This window comes from Staphylococcus sp. aM (assembly GCF_052975125.1).
On record NZ_CP121447.1, the window covers coordinates 2,111,137 to 2,128,746 of the forward strand.

The 17,610-nt window shown below is 32.0% G+C and carries 16 protein-coding genes; 6 read left to right on the top strand and 10 right to left on the bottom strand.

Annotated elements, in window-relative coordinates:
* Positions 1–26: 26 nt before the first annotated feature.
* The 4 genes from P7F85_RS10425 to P7F85_RS10440 all read right to left on the bottom strand — a co-directional run bounded on the left by P7F85_RS10425 (position 27) and on the right by P7F85_RS10440 (position 5,584).
* Complete coding sequence (locus P7F85_RS10425) at positions 27–827, bottom strand: ABC transporter ATP-binding protein (protein WP_002465971.1); 801 nt, start codon at positions 825–827, stop codon at positions 27–29.
* A 232-nt stretch (positions 828–1,059) separates the two neighbouring features.
* A complete protein-coding gene (locus P7F85_RS10430; RefSeq protein WP_002465988.1) occupies positions 1,060–1,893 on the bottom strand; it encodes a YitT family protein in 834 nt (277 codons plus the stop codon).
* Between the two features lie 497 nt (positions 1,894–2,390).
* Positions 2,391–3,620, bottom strand: a complete 1,230-nt coding sequence (locus P7F85_RS10435; RefSeq protein WP_002465985.1) for a NupC/NupG family nucleoside CNT transporter — start codon at positions 3,618–3,620, stop codon at positions 2,391–2,393.
* Between the two features lie 236 nt (positions 3,621–3,856).
* The gene (locus P7F85_RS10440; protein WP_002465996.1) at positions 3,857–5,584 is read right to left on the bottom strand and encodes an ABC transporter ATP-binding protein; all 1,728 of its coding nucleotides are present in this window, start codon (positions 5,582–5,584) and stop codon (positions 3,857–3,859) included.
* Positions 5,585–5,777: 193 nt separating this feature from the next.
* Here P7F85_RS10440 and pbp4 point away from each other — a divergent pair, with 193 nt between their 5' ends.
* A complete protein-coding gene (pbp4, locus tag P7F85_RS10445; RefSeq protein WP_002465980.1) occupies positions 5,778–7,067 on the top strand; it encodes a penicillin-binding protein PBP4 in 1,290 nt (429 codons plus the stop codon).
* 78 nt (positions 7,068–7,145) lie between these two features.
* Here pbp4 and tagD read toward each other — a convergent pair whose 3' ends face one another.
* The 4 genes from tagD to tagG all read right to left on the bottom strand — a co-directional run bounded on the left by tagD (position 7,146) and on the right by tagG (position 10,807).
* Positions 7,146–7,544: a glycerol-3-phosphate cytidylyltransferase gene (gene tagD / locus P7F85_RS10450; protein ID WP_002465978.1), complete on the bottom strand. Its 399-nt coding sequence runs from the start codon at positions 7,542–7,544 to the stop codon at positions 7,146–7,148.
* 130 nt (positions 7,545–7,674) lie between these two features.
* Positions 7,675–8,739 (bottom strand): glycosyltransferase family 2 protein, encoded by a 1,065-nt coding sequence (locus P7F85_RS10455; RefSeq protein ID WP_015365324.1) that lies wholly within the window; start codon positions 8,737–8,739, stop codon positions 7,675–7,677.
* Complete coding sequence (gene tarB / locus P7F85_RS10460) at positions 8,736–9,830, bottom strand: teichoic acid glycerol-phosphate primase TarB (RefSeq protein WP_002465963.1); 1,095 nt, start codon at positions 9,828–9,830, stop codon at positions 8,736–8,738. Before tarB ends, P7F85_RS10455 begins: the two co-directional genes overlap by 4 nt.
* Positions 9,831–9,994: 164 nt before the next feature.
* Positions 9,995–10,807: a teichoic acids export ABC transporter permease subunit TagG gene (tagG, locus tag P7F85_RS10465; protein ID WP_002465986.1), complete on the bottom strand. Its 813-nt coding sequence runs from the start codon at positions 10,805–10,807 to the stop codon at positions 9,995–9,997.
* A 479-nt stretch (positions 10,808–11,286) separates the two neighbouring features.
* Here tagG and tagH point away from each other — a divergent pair, with 479 nt between their 5' ends.
* Positions 11,287–12,081 carry a teichoic acids export ABC transporter ATP-binding subunit TagH gene (tagH, locus tag P7F85_RS10470; RefSeq protein ID WP_015365325.1) on the top strand — a complete coding sequence of 265 codons (795 nt, stop codon included), beginning with the start codon at positions 11,287–11,289 and terminating at the stop codon, positions 12,079–12,081.
* Positions 12,082–12,160: 79 nt separating this feature from the next.
* Here tagH and tarA read toward each other — a convergent pair whose 3' ends face one another.
* Complete coding sequence (gene tarA, locus P7F85_RS10475; RefSeq protein WP_002465853.1) at positions 12,161–12,910, bottom strand: N-acetylglucosaminyldiphosphoundecaprenol N-acetyl-beta-D-mannosaminyltransferase TarA; 750 nt, start codon at positions 12,908–12,910, stop codon at positions 12,161–12,163.
* A gap of 275 nt (positions 12,911–13,185) precedes the next feature.
* Here tarA and P7F85_RS10480 point away from each other — a divergent pair, with 275 nt between their 5' ends.
* Positions 13,186–13,932 (top strand): M50 family metallopeptidase, encoded by a 747-nt coding sequence (locus tag P7F85_RS10480; protein ID WP_002465871.1) that lies wholly within the window; start codon positions 13,186–13,188, stop codon positions 13,930–13,932.
* Positions 13,933–14,065: 133 nt separating this feature from the next.
* On the opposite strand, the gene P7F85_RS10485 is transcribed toward P7F85_RS10480, so the two are convergent.
* Positions 14,066–14,710: a metal-dependent transcriptional regulator gene (locus P7F85_RS10485; protein WP_447158545.1), complete on the bottom strand. Its 645-nt coding sequence runs from the start codon at positions 14,708–14,710 to the stop codon at positions 14,066–14,068.
* A 121-nt stretch (positions 14,711–14,831) separates the two neighbouring features.
* On the opposite strand from P7F85_RS10485, the gene P7F85_RS10490 reads away from it, so the two are divergent.
* Genes P7F85_RS10490 through mntC form a run of 3 tightly spaced genes read left to right on the top strand, consistent with a single transcriptional unit; the run spans position 14,832 to position 17,338 of the window.
* Positions 14,832–15,572: a metal ABC transporter ATP-binding protein gene (locus P7F85_RS10490; RefSeq protein WP_002465865.1), complete on the top strand. Its 741-nt coding sequence runs from the start codon at positions 14,832–14,834 to the stop codon at positions 15,570–15,572.
* Positions 15,573–15,574: 2 nt separating this feature from the next.
* Positions 15,575–16,408: a metal ABC transporter permease gene (locus tag P7F85_RS10495; protein WP_002465905.1), complete on the top strand. Its 834-nt coding sequence runs from the start codon at positions 15,575–15,577 to the stop codon at positions 16,406–16,408.
* Entirely contained in the window at positions 16,409–17,338 is a 930-nt protein-coding gene (gene mntC / locus P7F85_RS10500) for a manganese ABC transporter substrate-binding lipoprotein MntC (protein ID WP_031463900.1), read from the top strand.
* Positions 17,339–17,610: the final 272 nt, after the last annotated feature.

The window sequence follows — 17,610 nt, forward strand, 5'->3', positions numbered from 1 at the left end:
CTATATATTTTAAATAATCATACAATTTATGAAGAATATGCCTTTTGACATAAATCATAAGTCACTAATAAAGGTTTACCAGTTCTAGGATCTTCACTTAACACAACATCTATATTAAATACACGTTCTAAAATATCTTGTGTTAACACTTCATTTGTTTCACCATTTGCTACAATGTCACCATCTTTCATAGCAATTAGATGATCTGAGAATCGAATAGCTTGATTGATATCATGTAATACCATAATAATCGTACAACCTTGTTCTTGATTTAATTTTTGTACTAATTCTAAGATTTCTAATTGATGGCATATATCTAAATATGTGGTTGGTTCATCTAAAAAGATAATATCTGTACGTTGAGCCAATGCCATTGCAATCCAGACACGTTGTCTTTGACCACCACTTAAATCGTTGATTGAACGGTGTCTAAATTCAAACGTACCTGTCACTTCTAGCGCCCAATTAATTTCTTTTTTATCTTCATCTGATAAACGCCCAAATCCTTTTTGATGAGGAAATCGGCCATAAGATACTAATTCACCAACAGTTAAACCATCAGCCACTTCTGGGGACTGTGGTAAAATCGCAATTTTCTTAGCAATTTCTTTCGTAGATTGTGTGTGGATACTCTCTCCGTCTAAATTAATCGTACCATCTTTTACAGATAACAAACGAGACAATGCTTTAAGTAAGGTAGACTTACCGCACCCATTGGGTCCAATAATTGAAGTTACTTTGCCATCTGGAATTTCCACATCTAAATGATTAATAATCGTCGTATCACCATAACCTATTGTTACTTGTTCACCGTTTAAACGACTCATAATTCCCCTACTTTCTTATTTACTATATCTATATCGAAAACATAACTGTAATTAAATATGTTATTTATTAAATTTATCATTGTAATTGATAATCATTATCACAGGAGTCATTATAACATCTTTCACATATATTGACTAATAAATTTCATTCATTTTCTCATTTTTAAAGCATTAAAATAGCCGTTCTAAGTTAACAAATTTGCTACTTAAAACGGCATATGGATAACATCATTTATTCATCTATAAGGAATCCATTTCCATAAACATCTCTCACATCATGAATGACTAGAAATGCTTGATTATCAATATTTCTAATAATCTTTTTAGCTCGTGACACTTGCGTCTTCGTAATTACGACATAAAGGACATCTTTTTCTTCTCTAGTATAATAGCCATGTCCATTCAATATGGTTAATCCGCGCCCTACTTGTTCATCTATGGCTTTAGCCACTTCATCTGGTTTACTTGAAATAATTGTCATCGCTTTCTTTGTATTTAAACCTTCGATTACAAATTCCATCACTTTCGTTCCTATATATAATGAAATGACGGTAACTAATGCACGATCTAATGAAATCACAGTTAATGAAATCACTACAACAATCAAATCGAAGAAGAGAAGTGCATAAGGTGTACTCACATCTAAATACTTATGTGCAATTCTAGCTAAAATGGTAGTTCCTGCAGTAGTACCACCTGCTAATACAATGACACCAATACCTAACCCTACACTTGTTCCGCCAAATACTGCATTAACAATGACATTTCCTGTTTCAACATGCCAAGATTCTGTCAAACTTAAAAATACTGAAATAAGGACAGTTGCTACAATGGTTAAATACATACTACGCTTACTTAAAAATTTATATCCTACTGCAATTAAAACAGCATTGACTACAAAGTTAGTAATAGCTGGTGATAAGTGAAAGGCATAGTACAATACAATAGCTAGACCTGTTACCCCACCTTCACCTAAATTACCTGAAATAATGAATGCATTAACACCCGCTGAAAAAATAAACGAACCAATAATGACTAATATTAAATCTCGTATTAATCTGTTCAAGCAACCACATCCCTTTATTTATTTTTTATGATTAACAAAATGTTAGCACACGCATGTAGACCCCCACAACACCGCTAGAGTAAATAATTCATATTTTTGAAATATTTTGATTACCCGTTATTCAACTAATCAATGAATCATCTCTAATGCAATAGTAGGTTTAACATAAGAAGGATAAAATAATTTTAAATTTTCAGAATTTTTAATTTACTTATAGCTTTCGGTTTGCTATAATAATGTTAACTTCTTAACAAAAGAAGTTATCTCCTTTGTGTTGTTTATAGTAACAAAACAAATTTTGCTCGAAGTACTGTAACTGTACCTAGTCCTTACCGTTACAAGTACATTAATATTCATTTCCCATAAAAGCCAAGTATAACAAGTGTCTCCTCACTTACTATACTTGGTTTTTATTATGCTTAATCTTTCATCATTAAAAACACCTCCTATTGCTAGAAAAAGATTTTAGCAATAGGAGGTGTACATCAATTTTTAATTTACCATGCGAATAAGCCTACAAATGCAGCTGTTAATAATGAAACTAAAATCCCTGCTAACAACATCATTGGCACGTACTTAGAAACAAAATCTGCTGTCTTCTTATCTACGATACCTTTTAACGTACCGATAATCATACCAATAGTAGAAAAATTAGCAAAAGATACTAAGAATGTTGATATCACTGCTTTATGGTGAGGTGAAAGTGTATTAATCGTCTTCGATACTTCACCCATTACGACAAATTCGTTGGTAACGATTTTTTTCGCCATTTGTTGTGCAACTAACCAAGCTTCATCCCAAGGTAGACCAAGTAATAATGCAAATGGATACATAAACACACCTAAAATTTGGTCTAATCCGAAGCTACCTTTAAGACCCATCAAGTGACCAATACCACCTGTAATTAAGTTAATCAAACGATCTGCTAAATCTGCTAATGCTACGAAACTAATCACAAATGCTATGATAATTAATACTAATTTACCTGCAGCTAATACAGAATCACCTAAGAAAGAAAAGAATGGCTGACGCTCTATATCTTGATCTTTAATACTATAAATAATATCTTCTTTATCTTCTACTCTAACTGGATTCAAAATTGACGCGACAATAATGGCATTCACGATATTTAAAGGAATCGCAGTTAATACTAATTCACCTGGAATCATTTGAACATAGGCACCAACAATCGCACCTGAAACAGAACTCATAGACATCATCGCTACTGTTAACACACGCATTTCATTCATGCGTTTCAATTGTTCGTTAGAAACAGCTAGTGCTTCTGTGTTACCTAAGAACATCATTTCAATACCAAAGAATGACTCAAATTTAGGTTGGCGTGTAATTTTTGCTAAAACCCAACCAATCGCACCAATTAATTTCGGCAGAATATTAAAGTACATTAAAATATCAAATAACGGTACTACTAATAAAATTGGAAATAGTGCGCTAACAGCCATATCCATCTGCTTATTAGAAACAAAGCTATTAAACGCAAATCCTGTACCTGCATTTGCTGATTCAATTACCCAGGAAATACCATTTGCAGCTGCTTTAATTCCTGATTTCCCCCATGGGAAGTAAATGAAGAACCACGCTAAAAATAAGTTTAAAACGACTAAAATAATAATCGATTTCCATTGTATATCTTTTCGTGCTCTCGAAAATAATACTGCAATACCTAGGAAAACAATTAACCCAATGATATTAATCAATAAAAACATTTGGCACCCACCTATTTATTTAATTTTCTAACAACGCGTTGTACAAAAGTAACTTATGTATAGATATAAGACTCTATAACATGGATAAAATCCATCCCCAAAAGCAGAGCCCATCTCATTGGCTTAATTATACCATTTGTAAAAATGACTTAAAATAACGTTTTTCATTAAATCTTTAAATTATACAAAAAAGCACATACACTCATCCAAGCGTATGTGCTTTATATTATAAAATTTTAGTCAGCAAGCTTTTGGGATGTTACAAAGTGTTTATATTTCTCATGTGTTGTCATTAACTCACTATGTGTACCTTTACCAGTCACTTGTCCTTTATCTATAAAGATAATTTGACCTGCTTTTTTAATTGTAGAAAGTCTATGTGCAATAACAATCGTTGTACGGCCTTCCATCAATGTTTCTAGAGCTTCTTGAATTTTCAATTCACTTTCACTATCTAAGTTAGCGGTAGCTTCATCTAATAATAAAATATCTGGATTTTTAACAAAGCTACGTGCAATATCTATTCGTTGTCTTTGACCACCAGAAAGTTTCAGACCACGTTCACCAACTAATGTATCGTAACTCTCATCAAATTGCATAATAAAATCATGACAATTAGCTAATTTAGCGTATTTAATAAGTTCTTCATCCGATACTGAACGATTAACACCGTACAAGATATTATCTCTAATCGTACCACTCATCATAGAGTTTGATTGCATCACATAACCAATCTTAGTACGCCATTTAGATAATGGAATATCAAAAATACTTGTACCATTATACGTAATGTCGCCACTTTCAATATCATACATACGTTCAATTAAATTGAATATCGTACTCTTACCAGAACCAGAAGGACCGACAAATGCACTAACCTGTCCTTGAGGTATATTAAATGACACATCATTCAATATAGACTTAACATCATATTTGAAGTTCACATGATCAAATACAAGTTCACCATCTTGTACCTCAACATCTTTTGACTCTTCAAGTGCTTCTGTAGGTTCAATAGGTTCTTGCATGATTTCATATATTCGATGACTTGCCCCAACAGCTTTTTTATAATCTGTTATCAATGTTGATAGATTAATCAACGGCATAGACATTTGAATCACATAGAAAATCATTGCGATCAATGTACCTGCAGTGATAGCGCCTGTTGCGATTTCTAAAGCACCGAAACCTAGGATGATAGCGATAGTTAGTAACATCACCACGCCCGAAATAGGTTGTACTACCGCTGAAATTTTAGCTTGCTTTAAACCTAAGCGATAAATTTCTTTTAAATTAGTATGTGCATTATCAAGTTCTAATCTTTCTGTATTAGAAACTTTAACCAATCTCATTTCTGTCAGTACACGCCCAAGTAAACCACTAAAATTAGCAATTTCTGTTTGTGTACTCGTTGAGATCTTTTGCATCACACGACCTAATGGAATCATGATAAGTACAAAAATAGGAATGGTAATAAACGTTAATAACGTCATTTTCCAATCCATGATAAATAGCATAACGAGAGATCCAACTAACGTTAATGCTGAAGGTAATAAATTAGGTAATTTTTGAGAAATAAATTCATTGATTACCTTTGTGTCGTCTGTCAAACGACTCATCAATTGACCACTTTCGTTTTTATCAAAGAACGGCATTTTTAATTGAATGATATGTTCCCATAATAATGAACGGATATCATAAATCATTTTTTCACCAATTTTACTTAGTAAATATAATCCAATACCACTTAAAATAGCATTAAGTAGGAATATACCACCAAATATGGCTACAAGATTCCAGTTCATAGTACTTACTGAGAATTTATCTACTAATCTCCCAGTAAATAGAGGTACTAATAATCCACTCAAACTTCCTAAAGAAGTAATAATGACCGCAGCAATGATTAACCCAATTGGCCAAGAGAGCCTTTTAAATAAAAAGAATAAAGGGTTAGTTTGTTTCATAATAATACCTCTTCTATTAATATTCATATTTTAAATTTTGCTCAATCTTACTATAAAAGTTCGTGCATCCCAAATATTTAAGTCTTTCCCAACTATAATAAAATTTCAAAAATTCAACATCTTACATATATGTAACAAATAATGTATATGATAAAATATATTAGTTGAAAATTATAGTTAAAGGAAAGAAATAATGAAAAGAATCTTTATACTCATCATAACGATGTTCTTCGTATTAAATATTATAACACCTTTTGCTAATGCAGAGAATGGTGATGTTACCCCAGTTCAAGTTGCTATCGATAATGGTTATAGTAAAGTAACTGAAGCGTATCAACCTGAAAGTGCCATTAACGTGAGTCAAGACGGCCAAATACTCTATGAATACAATAAAGATAAGGTATGGTATCCAGCATCAATGACCAAACTCATGACAATGTATCTTACTTTAGAAGCTGTCAAAGATAAAAAGCTATCCTTAAATGATGAAGTCAAAATGACTGATCGTGAATATCAAATGTCTACACTTCCTGAATTGAGTAATACTAAACTTTATCCAGGACAGAAGTGGACCATTTCAGATTTACTTCAAATTACCGTTTCTAATTCTAGTAATGCCGCTGCACTAATACTGGGCGAGCAAGTATCTGGTAATGTCAATGACTTCACAGATTTAATGAATAAAAAAGCCAAGGAACTCGGTATGAAAGATACACATTATGTGAATCCTTCAGGTGCTGAAAACACTCGTCTCAAGAGCTTTGCTCCTTCTAAATATAAAAAGACTGAAAACACAACAACTTCAGCACGCGACTATGCCATTTTAGACCAACATGTGATTAATGAAACGCCTAAAATATTAGATTTTACCAAACAACTCGCACCAACAACACATGGTGTAACGTATTATACATTCAACCATTCATTAGATGGTGCCGACATGAGTTTACCGGGTACAGATGGTTTAAAAACTGGTTCTAGTGACACTGCAGATTACAACCATACGATTACTACAAAACGAAACGGGTTTAGAATCAACCAAGTCATATTAGGTGCTGGAGATTATAAACATATCGGCGGAGAAAAACAACGCAACATGATGGGCAATGCGTTAATGGAACGTTCATTTAATCAATATAAATATGAAAAAATCCTATCAAAAGGAAAACATCAAATTAATGGTAAAACATATTATGTAGAACAAGATTTATACGACGTCCTACCTAAAGATTTCACTAAAAAGGACTTTCAATTAGTCATTGATAAAGGCAAAGTACATGCAGATTACAAACGTGAATTCATCACTAAACAAGATGGACCACCTTCGGTTACAGTACATAAACCCATATTCCATCATGCGACAACCGTTGCTAAAAGTATATGGCAAACTCATCCTACTATAGCTATTATCTTCGCTATAGGTTTAGTAATCGTATTATCTATTATAATTCATCTATTCATTCAAGCTTTTCGCAGAAAATAGGCCACATGCAATCAAAACAATAAAAGGACAAAGCACAGACATCTCGTCTTGGCTTTGTCCTTTATTATAAATACGCTATTATTTAGCGTCTTTCCCGTATAATTCTTGTTTGATTTTCGTAGTAGAAATACCTTCTGTACGGTTAAGATAAATCACTTCACATTTATCTTTTAAGAAATCAAATTCGCCTTCCCAGTCGTGTCCCATTACGAAAACATCGACATCGAAACGTTCAACATCTAATTCTTTTTGACCCCAACCATCTTCAGGGATTACTAAGTCTACATAACGAATTGATTCTAACATCATTTTACGTTGATTATAGTCATAATATGATTTTTTATTTTTCACTTGGTTGAATTCATCAGTAGATAACGCAACGATGAGATAATCTCCCATTTCACGTGCTCTTCTTAATAATTCAATGTGTCCATAATGTAATAAATCATATGTACCATAAGTAATTACTCGTTTCATGATACGTGATTCTCCTTAACTAAATATTTAATAAAAATTTATATTCTTAATGTAGCATAAATTGTATAGGCTTACCATTAATTCATTAAAACATCATGTCACTCTTTAAAATCTATACGATGATTGACCATTATTTCTTTAATACTTTTTTTAACTTTTGCTTTCCAGAAAATGCTGATTTTTTAGGAAAAGTCTGTGCTAAAAATCGAACATATCCTGGTCTTCCAATACCTACATTTGCCAATGTACGCCTCCATGGTTGATAGAGATCTTTAGTCCATTGTGTTCCGCCCTGTTCAACCGCTTCTATAATTCTAAACATTGCATCACCTGAATAATTTGTCTCTTGCATCAAATTAATATACTTTGTCACACTGTCTATAAATGATGGCGTAATCGCACTATTTTTTAATAAATGTGCTTGGATTAAATAACTTACAATAAGATTATCCATACGATAGCTGTAATAAATTTTTTCATTCATTAATAGTAATAATTCCATTACGCGTTGTCGCACTTTCATAGCATCTTCCATATATGGTAAGAACGTATCTGCACGTCTATCTGTCACCGAGCCTTCTCGTTCATTATAGCCATATGCAATGATTGACATAAGGTTAATATCTCGTGCTTTAGAAAAAGCACGTACCATAAATGTATGCTCTTCACAAAATACAACATCTTCATCAAACCTTAAAGAAACAAATTTTGCACTAAACAACTTGCCACCAGGACCTATAGATTGAAGTATTTCTGGGTTTCTTTCGAGTGTTACAACTTCATCTCTCTTAATTTCCTCATGTGTAGGAAATACTTTCCATTCGCCATGAACGTCGCGACCAATTTGGCCTATCACAATGTCGGTTTCCTCGTGATTCTCATATGTTTGTATCATTGCATCTATACGACTTGGTAAATATTGATCATCTGCATCTAAAAACATAAATGCATCCGTATCGTCATCCATAGCTGCTAATCCAACATTACGACTTCTAGCAGCACCTTGATTCTCTTGATGAATGACTTTAATATTAGGAAATTCTTTTTGTAATTCAGTTAATTCATGCTTTGTATTATCTGTCGAACCATCATTTATACAAATAATTTCAAATTCTACTTTAGTATCAATCGACGTGACCGCTCTTCTTACTGTATCTTGTCCGTTATATACAGGCATTATAATCGCTAATTTCATGATTTCACCAACTTATCTATATAGTTTGTTACTTGATTCAATGTTTCTTGTGTAGTGTATTTATGCCAGTGATTAAATAATGACTTGAATTGCTTATCATCTTGCTTAATTTTTTCAATAAGTGCTTCTTCCGTCGTCACTTTATACGTATTAGGAATATCATAATAATATTGGTTAAGTCCTCTTACCTTTTCATATTCCTTTTCGTCATACACATAAAAGAGCGTTGGTTTATTAAGTAAACTCGCTTCAATTGGTATTGAACTATAATCACTAATAATTAAATCTGCCATGATAAGTAATGATGTTGAATCTAAGTCGTGCTCTTCTTTATCTTTTTTGATAGACGGATGAAAATGACTAAGCAATGTGTATTCAGGCAATGCCTTTTCAAATAGAGTTTTATTAATTTGTCTGTTAGCTTGATGATTTTCCCTATAGGTTGGCATATAGACTGCTAATTTTCCTTGGATACCATATTGCTCTTTTAATCGTTGTTGTTCTTCTTTAATATCAATATTTAAATATTCAACTAATCTAGGAAGTCCAGAACGTAACATTTGTGAAGGGTGTGCATCAAATGATTCGTTAAAACAATGCCCCATTTCTTCTCCACCTACTAAATATAAATCTGTAGCTGAATATACTCGTTGATATTGATTCACCATTGCTTGATTATTCGAATCCACTTGATGATCTGTTAACCCAAAATCTTTTAAAGCACCAGCAGCATGCCATGTTTGAATAACAGTTTGTTGCGCTTTTTTATGGTATGCACCCATAATTAAATAATAAGTATCTATGAGAATTACTTTTGCTGTGCTTAGCGCTTTAATATGTTGAATAACATTTTTATTTCCTGCTTTAATATATGTCACATTTGATAAATGTTGAATATGATGCGCATGCTTGTCTGTCGTGATAACCGTTAATTTGTATCCTTTAGTCCTTAATTGTTCGATTATCGGCAATACATCTTTAGGAAATGTCATCATAACAACAATATTGCTATTTTTAACTTTTAGTCCTCTAAAAATGACATTAAATATCGTAATGACGATCATATATATTTTTTTGATTAAAACTCTCATTTCATTCACCGTCTTTATTTCGTTTTATCTTTATTCATAAATTATATACGATTCCAAGATTGATAGAAATTAATTCTCTCTCTACTTATTGTCCATAAAATAAAAAAGTAGACCAACATTATATCGTCGGTCTACTAGTATGTGTCTTTTGACGCACTTTATTCTTATAAGAAATCAGCAAAGTGATCTCTATATTTTTTATGAAGAATAGAACCCAAAACAAAGAATATGACAATGATCATGACATTATACAAGGCTAATTTCCAGTGATCAATGAAATACCATTGATGGAACAATATTGCTGCACGATATGATTCAGCAATGAAGTATACTGGATTAAATAACATAATATGGTGCACAATGCCACTTACGCCATGGTTTTTAGGTATCCATAAAATGGGTGACATATAGAATAATATTCTCATTAATGCCTGCATCGCCATCTGAGTATCTCTTACTAAAATACCTAACGTTGATGTAAATAATGCTACTGACGCCGTTAATAAAAAGGCAAACGGCACATAAATCAATAATTGTATAATATGAATAGATGGGTAAATACCTCTAAACATACACGCTATGATAATGATGGCAAGTAATCCAATATGTCCATAAAATCTGCTTGTTACAATATATGTTGGAATAATAGACAATGGAAAATTCATCTTAGCGACTTGATTAAATTTTTGGGAAATAGATTTTGTACCTTCGAGTACACCTTGGTTAATAAAGAACCACATACTGATACCTACGAGTAACCAAAATACAAATGGAATACCATGTACCGGATGGTTACTTCTGATTCCTAGACCAAACACTAACCAATAAACCATAATTTGTAGCGCTGGATTCAATAGTTCCCAAGCCATACCTAAATAGTTACTATGGTTCGAAATTTTAATTTGGAATTGTGCCAGTCTTTGGATTAAATAAAAGTTTTTGATGTGTTCTTTAAATACAGTAACTACTGCTGACATTGAATTAAACCACACTTTCAAACATTTAATGTATATACAATTGATAATGAGATACAACCTGTCATTTGGCGTACTATGTTTCTTTCAATCCACACTATATATGATATCAACGGTGTAAATTAAGTTAAACAAATACTTCAGAAATGATGATAATCATATCTCAAACTCATTGTTTTTTAATATGTAAATTTGTTTTAATTGAATAAAATATACCAAACTATATAACATAGTAAAAGATATTAGTTTATTAAATTCTCATCTTATTATACAATCATTTAAGTTATTAAACATAATAAAGTACCTTAAAAAGACAATAATGTCATTGATTGTCTATAATTAGACATAGTCTATCGTGTTAAATTAACTTTTACTCAATTTTAAACAAAATCTTCTACTCACTTTACACTAGGTTAATAAATTTAACAACTGATGAGTAGTATATTATAATCTATATAAATGTAATTAAGGAAGGACTAATTATGAGCGTATCGGTAAATATAGAACATGTAACTAAAGAATATCGTATATATAGAACGAATAAAGACCGTATTAAAGATGCCTTAATACCTAAAAATAAAAACAAAACATTCTTCGCATTAGATGATGTTTCTCTTCAAGCGCATGAAGGAGATGTGATTGGTCTTGTTGGTATTAACGGATCAGGGAAATCTACATTAAGCAATATGATTGGCGGCTCTCTGTCCCCTACATCAGGTAAAATCGATCGCAAAGGTGATGTGAGTGTTATTGCAATCAATGCTGGATTAAATGGTCAATTAACAGGCGTTGAAAATATTGAATTCAAAATGTTGTGTATGGGATTCAAACGTAAAGAAATTAAAGAATTAATGCCTCAAGTAATCGAATTTAGTGAATTAGGTGAATTTATATATCAACCTGTAAAAAAATATTCTAGTGGTATGCGTGCCAAACTTGGTTTCTCTATTAACATAACAGTTAACCCTGATATTTTAGTTATTGACGAAGCATTATCAGTTGGTGACCAAACCTTCACTCAGAAATGTTTAGATAAAATTTATGAATTTAAAGAAGCGAATAAAACCATCTTTTTCGTAAGCCATAACATCCGTCAAGTTAAAGAATTCTGTACGAAAATCGCATGGATTGAAGGCGGTAAACTTAAAGAGTTTGGCGAATTAGATGATGTTTTACCAAATTATGAAAAATTCTTGAAAGAATTTAAGAAAAAATCTAAAAATGATCAAAAGGCGTTTAGAAGAGATTTAGATGCGTCTCGCTTTGTCGTTAAATAATCAACTTAAAACACCAATAAAAAGGCAATCACTGTGTTAATTACATAACACATGATTGCCTTTTCTTATGTTCATATTTTTAACGTTGTCTTTTTTGTCTGGCAATTTTAAACATAAATTTAGGGATACTCTTCAATCGTCCTAAACGTTTCCAATCAATTAACAAGCGATAAACCCATTCAATATTTAACTTTCTAAAGAATTTGGGCGCTCTTTTTTTAGCACCACTAAACACTTCAAACGAACCACCAACACCCATCATCACTGTATGTTGAAAAGCTTTACTATGGCGTGCAATCCACTTTTCTTGTTTAGGGTAACCCATACCAACGAATATATAATCTGGATTAAATGTCTCTATACGCTTAATCACTGTTTCATCTTTTAAATTAATGTAACCATGGTGATGTGCAAATGTCACTCGTGGATATTTAGCTTTTAATTGTTGCTCTGCCTTTTCAATAATTTCATTCTTTGAACCTAAAATAAAAACTTTTTGTTGATTCACGTGTGCAATTTTTAGACATTCTTCTAATAATTCTATTCCTGGAATTCTTTGTGGTAACGGTTGTTTCAATCGTTTCGATGCTTTCACGATACCTGTACCATCAGCGATGACATAATCAGCACTATTGATGAGTTGTTGATAGTCATGATTTTCTGATGCATAGTCTACAATTTCAGGATTAGCTGTAACTATAAATAAATTATCTGTCGTAGATGACATAAAAAATGTTTTAATATTTTCAACCATTTGTAACATCGTAGTATGGTCAAAATTCACGCCTAATATATCAACTTTATTATTATGCTGACCTTTTAATGTCATAAAATAAATCTCCTATCCTACTTGATCAGTTATTTCAACTGATATATCAAGTTAAATCATATATTGTCATTGTTTTAATTTTAACCAAAATGTACGCTTATTTTAACACATCAATAATCATCTAGATATTATTATTCGCAAAACCTTCATCTCTCATACAATTTACGCCTTTAGTCTAAAGGATAATTTCTAGATATTAACGTATAATAGATGTTAACTTACAAAATCAGTCTGACCGTGCGTCAATTGATTAATTCTAAATACGGAGCTTTAATATGACACAATTCAAATCATTCTTAACTACTCATATCCATTTAAATATTTATATCATATTAATCATAAGTATCATCTACATTTTCGTCCATCAAAATCGCTATAAATCTTACTATCGATACTTTGCAATTATACTTAACTATATCCCAGTATTAACTCATGAATTTGGACATGTTCTTTTTAATAAATTATCCGGTGGCCATGCTAAAGATTTAGTTATTGTGACACGACCGTCTGAAAGAGAAGCTACCTTACAACAAGGTTATGCAATTACGCAATCTAAGAGTTATCTTGGACAATGGTTCACTACATTAGGTGGCTATATCATGCCACCAATTATGTTATGGATAGGTATCATTACAGTCTTTTATAATCATCCAAGCTTTTTCATTCTCATTTACTTAGGAATTTTTATTTATTTTCTCATTTTAACGTCACGTAAATTATCACCTATACTCATTATTATCGCTATGTCTTTACTCTTGTATTTCCTATTCCAAAGCGATGATCTACTCGTTATTCATCAAATTGTAAGTTTTAGTTACCATTTGATTTTAGGCGTATTACTTGGCGAAGTGCTTCAGTCGTCTTGGACAATTTTCAGACTGACATTCCAAAGACCTAAACAAAGTTGGGACGGTAGTACCTTAACTGATATCAGTAAAATGCCAACAGTCATCTATAGCTCTATTTGGATTGCGATTAATCTATATACTGTGTATATATTAATCAAATTACTATTGTTCTAAAACTTAAAAGGTTAACCTATCTTTATCAAAGATTATAATAAACAAAAACTTGAGCCCTTCTGATCAATATGGTGTTAAGACATTTTATCTTAACCACCACACGATTCAGTTTAGGGCTCAAGTTGATGTAGTATTATTTTTCGGCAAAAATATTCATAGCATTTTCATAACTTAAAATGGTAACCACATCATTGCGCTTAATAATGACAACTTTATTAGTGTCATCTTTGGAAACAATTTCAACCTCATTGCCAATAGATATATCCTTACTTGAAAGATAAACTAACAACTCTGTCTTGTCTCTAACACGTTTAATTGTGACAACATCCGCAGGTTCAAATTCTAGTATTGTCTTTGTATATTTTTCCTTGTAACGATGATCTCTTGGAATCACGCCACCATGTGGACACGTCTCTGGGTAATTTAAAATATTATCTAGACGTTCGACAAATAAATCTGAAATTCTATGCTCCAAAATTTCAGCCTCTTGATGCACTTCTTCCCAATTATATTTCAAAATTTCTATTAAAAATAATTCGAGTAATCGATGCCTTTTAATGATATCTAAAGTGTGATTTAAACCTTCTTCTGTTAATTTAACACCTTTATACGGCTTTGTTTCTACATAGCCCGATTTTTCTAATCTCCCAACCATTTCACTAACTGATGGTGGTTTCATATTTAAAAATTGAGATAATTTTTTATTTGATACGAAGGATACATCGCCGTCATTCGTTAATATTGCTTTGAGATAATCCTCTTTTTCTTCAGTTAACATCATTTCACCTCACACATATTCACTTTATTGTATCACGAATCTACTTGACATGTTAAAACTTCTCGGTTTATTATAAAATAAATTAGGTTAACCTAAACTTTTAATTAGGAGGTATTAATATTTGTTAGAAGTTAGTAATTTAAATCTTTTTTTAGGTAATAAGCATATTTTAAAAGATATTGATTTTAAAATTCCTATTGCCGGTGAAATGATAGGTATTATGGGTCCGAATGGTGCTGGAAAGTCATCTTTACTGAAGTCATTAATAGGAGATTTCCAAGCAACTGGCACTCAATTACTTTATCAACGTCCGATACATACTCAATTGAAATACATGACATACATACCTCAAAAATCAAATATTGATTTGGATTTTCCAATAAATGTGGAAAAAGTGATTCTCTCAGGATGTTATGGCGACATCGGTTGGTTTAGCAAACCTATACATGAGACTAAAATACAATTGAATCAATTATTAGATGATTTAGACTTAAAATCATTAAAACGAAAGCAGATTTCTGCCTTAAGTGGTGGTCAACTGCAACGTGTACTTGTTGCTCGAGCACTCATGTCTAAAAGTAAACTTTATTTATTCGACGAACCTTTTGTCGGTATTGATTTTAAAAGTGAGCAACTCATAATGAATAAAATTAGACAACTAAAAGCACAAGGTAAGTTGATTCTTATTGTTCATCATGACTTAACTAAGGCTTCCCAGTACTTTGATCGGATTATGTTACTCAATCAAACATTACGCTATTTTGGCAATGCAGAAGAGGCAATGAATAGCGACACGTTGTTAAACGATACCTTTATGTCACAGAACAGTCATGTCGATGTTTCATCGAAAGGAAGTGCCTAGATATGAATGACTTTTTCACACATCTTTTAAATTATCAATTTTTAAATAGAGCACTGATCACTTCAATGATTGTTGGTGTTGTTTGTGGCACTGTCGGAAGCTTAATTGTATTAAGAGGATTATCACTAATGGGTGATGCGATGAGTCATGCTGTATTACCTGGTGTGGCATTATCATTCTTATTCGGCATACCCATGTTTGTTGGTGCGTTAATAACTGGAATGATTGCAAGTATGTTAATCGGATTTATTACTTCTAAAAGTAAAACAAAACCAGATGCAGCTATAGGCATTAGTTTCACAGCATTCCTCGCATTAGGTGTCATTTTAATTAGTATTATCAATAGCACGACGGACTTATACCATATTTTATTTGGTAATTTACTCGCCATTACGCATACAACGTTTTGGACTACCGTAATCATCGGACTATTTGTATTAAGTCTCATCATTATATTCTATCGACCGTTAATGATTTCTACGTTTGATAATACATTTAGTAGAATGAATGGTTTAAATACTAAGCTAATACATTATTTTGTCATGTTACTCCTTGCATTAGTAACTGTTGCGAGTATCCAAACCGTAGGCATTATTTTAGTCGTCGCACTATTAGTCACACCCGCTTCCACTGCCTTTCTTATATGCAAGAATTTATATGGCATGATGGCAGTCGCAAGCTTAATTGGTGTAATCAGTTCAATTATAGGACTTTATTTTAGTTACATATATAACGTACCTAGTGGCGCAGCTATTGTACTTTGTACATTTGCGATTTACGTTGTCACTTTAGGTATCACAACATTAAAAAATAAACAGAGAAGAGGCGTAATTTAAATGAAGAAAATCATTCCCTTATTGTTAGCCATTTTTATCGTCTTGGTTGGCTGCAGTCAATCTAATGGAGACAAACAACATGCTGATGGTCATAAATTAAAAGTTGTCACAACAAACTCTATTCTTTATGACATGGTAAAAAATGTAGGTGGTGATCACGTTGACGTCCATAGCATTGTTCCAGTTGGACAAGACCCACATGAATATGAAGTTAAACCTAAGGATATTAAAAAGTTAACCGATGCAGATGTTATTTTCTATAATGGTTTAAATTTAGAAACTGGTAATGGCTGGTTCAAGAAAGCGTTAGATCAAGCTGGTAAATCGATGGATGATAAAAAAGTTATCGCTGTTTCTAAAGATGTTAAACCTATCTATCTAAATGGAGAAGAAGGTAACAAAGATAAATTAGACCCTCATGCATGGTTAAGTATTGAAAATGGTATTAAATATGTCAAAACGATACAAGATAGTTTAATCAAATATGATTCATCAAATCAAAAAGATTATAAACATCAAGGTAATCAATACCTATCTAAATTAGAAAAACTTAATAAAGAAAGTAAAGACAAATTTAATGACATTCCAAAAGAACGACGAGCCATGATTACTAGTGAAGGTGCATTTAAATACTTTGCTAAGCAATATGATATGAAACCTGGCTATATTTGGGAAATCAACACAGAAAAACAAGGTACACCTTCACAAATGCGACATGCTATTCAATTTGTAAAAGAAAATCACATTAAGCATCTATTAGTCGAAACAAGTGTAGATAAAAAAGCGATGGAAAGCTTATCTGAAGAAACACATAAAAATATATACGGAGAGGTATTTACTGATTCAATTGGTAAAAAAGGCTCAAAAGGTGATTCTTATTATAAAATGATGAAATCAAATATCGATACAATACATGGTAGTATGAAATAATGCTCATCGCACAACTGACAACATAACTTAATAGAACCATTGGCTGAGTGATTAAGATATAACTTGAATCACACTCAGCCTCCCTATTAAGTCTCTATGATATAGCTAATAGTCTCATATCGTGCGTGAATTTTTATATTATCCTCCTAAAATATAAAATCGTTCTCTCACGCACGGTATGGTGGTGTTAGTCTATCTCATCTCATTTATGTAGTGGGCTTATACATTATCTTAACTCCCCAGTGGTAAAGGTATCATTTCATCCCCCTTTA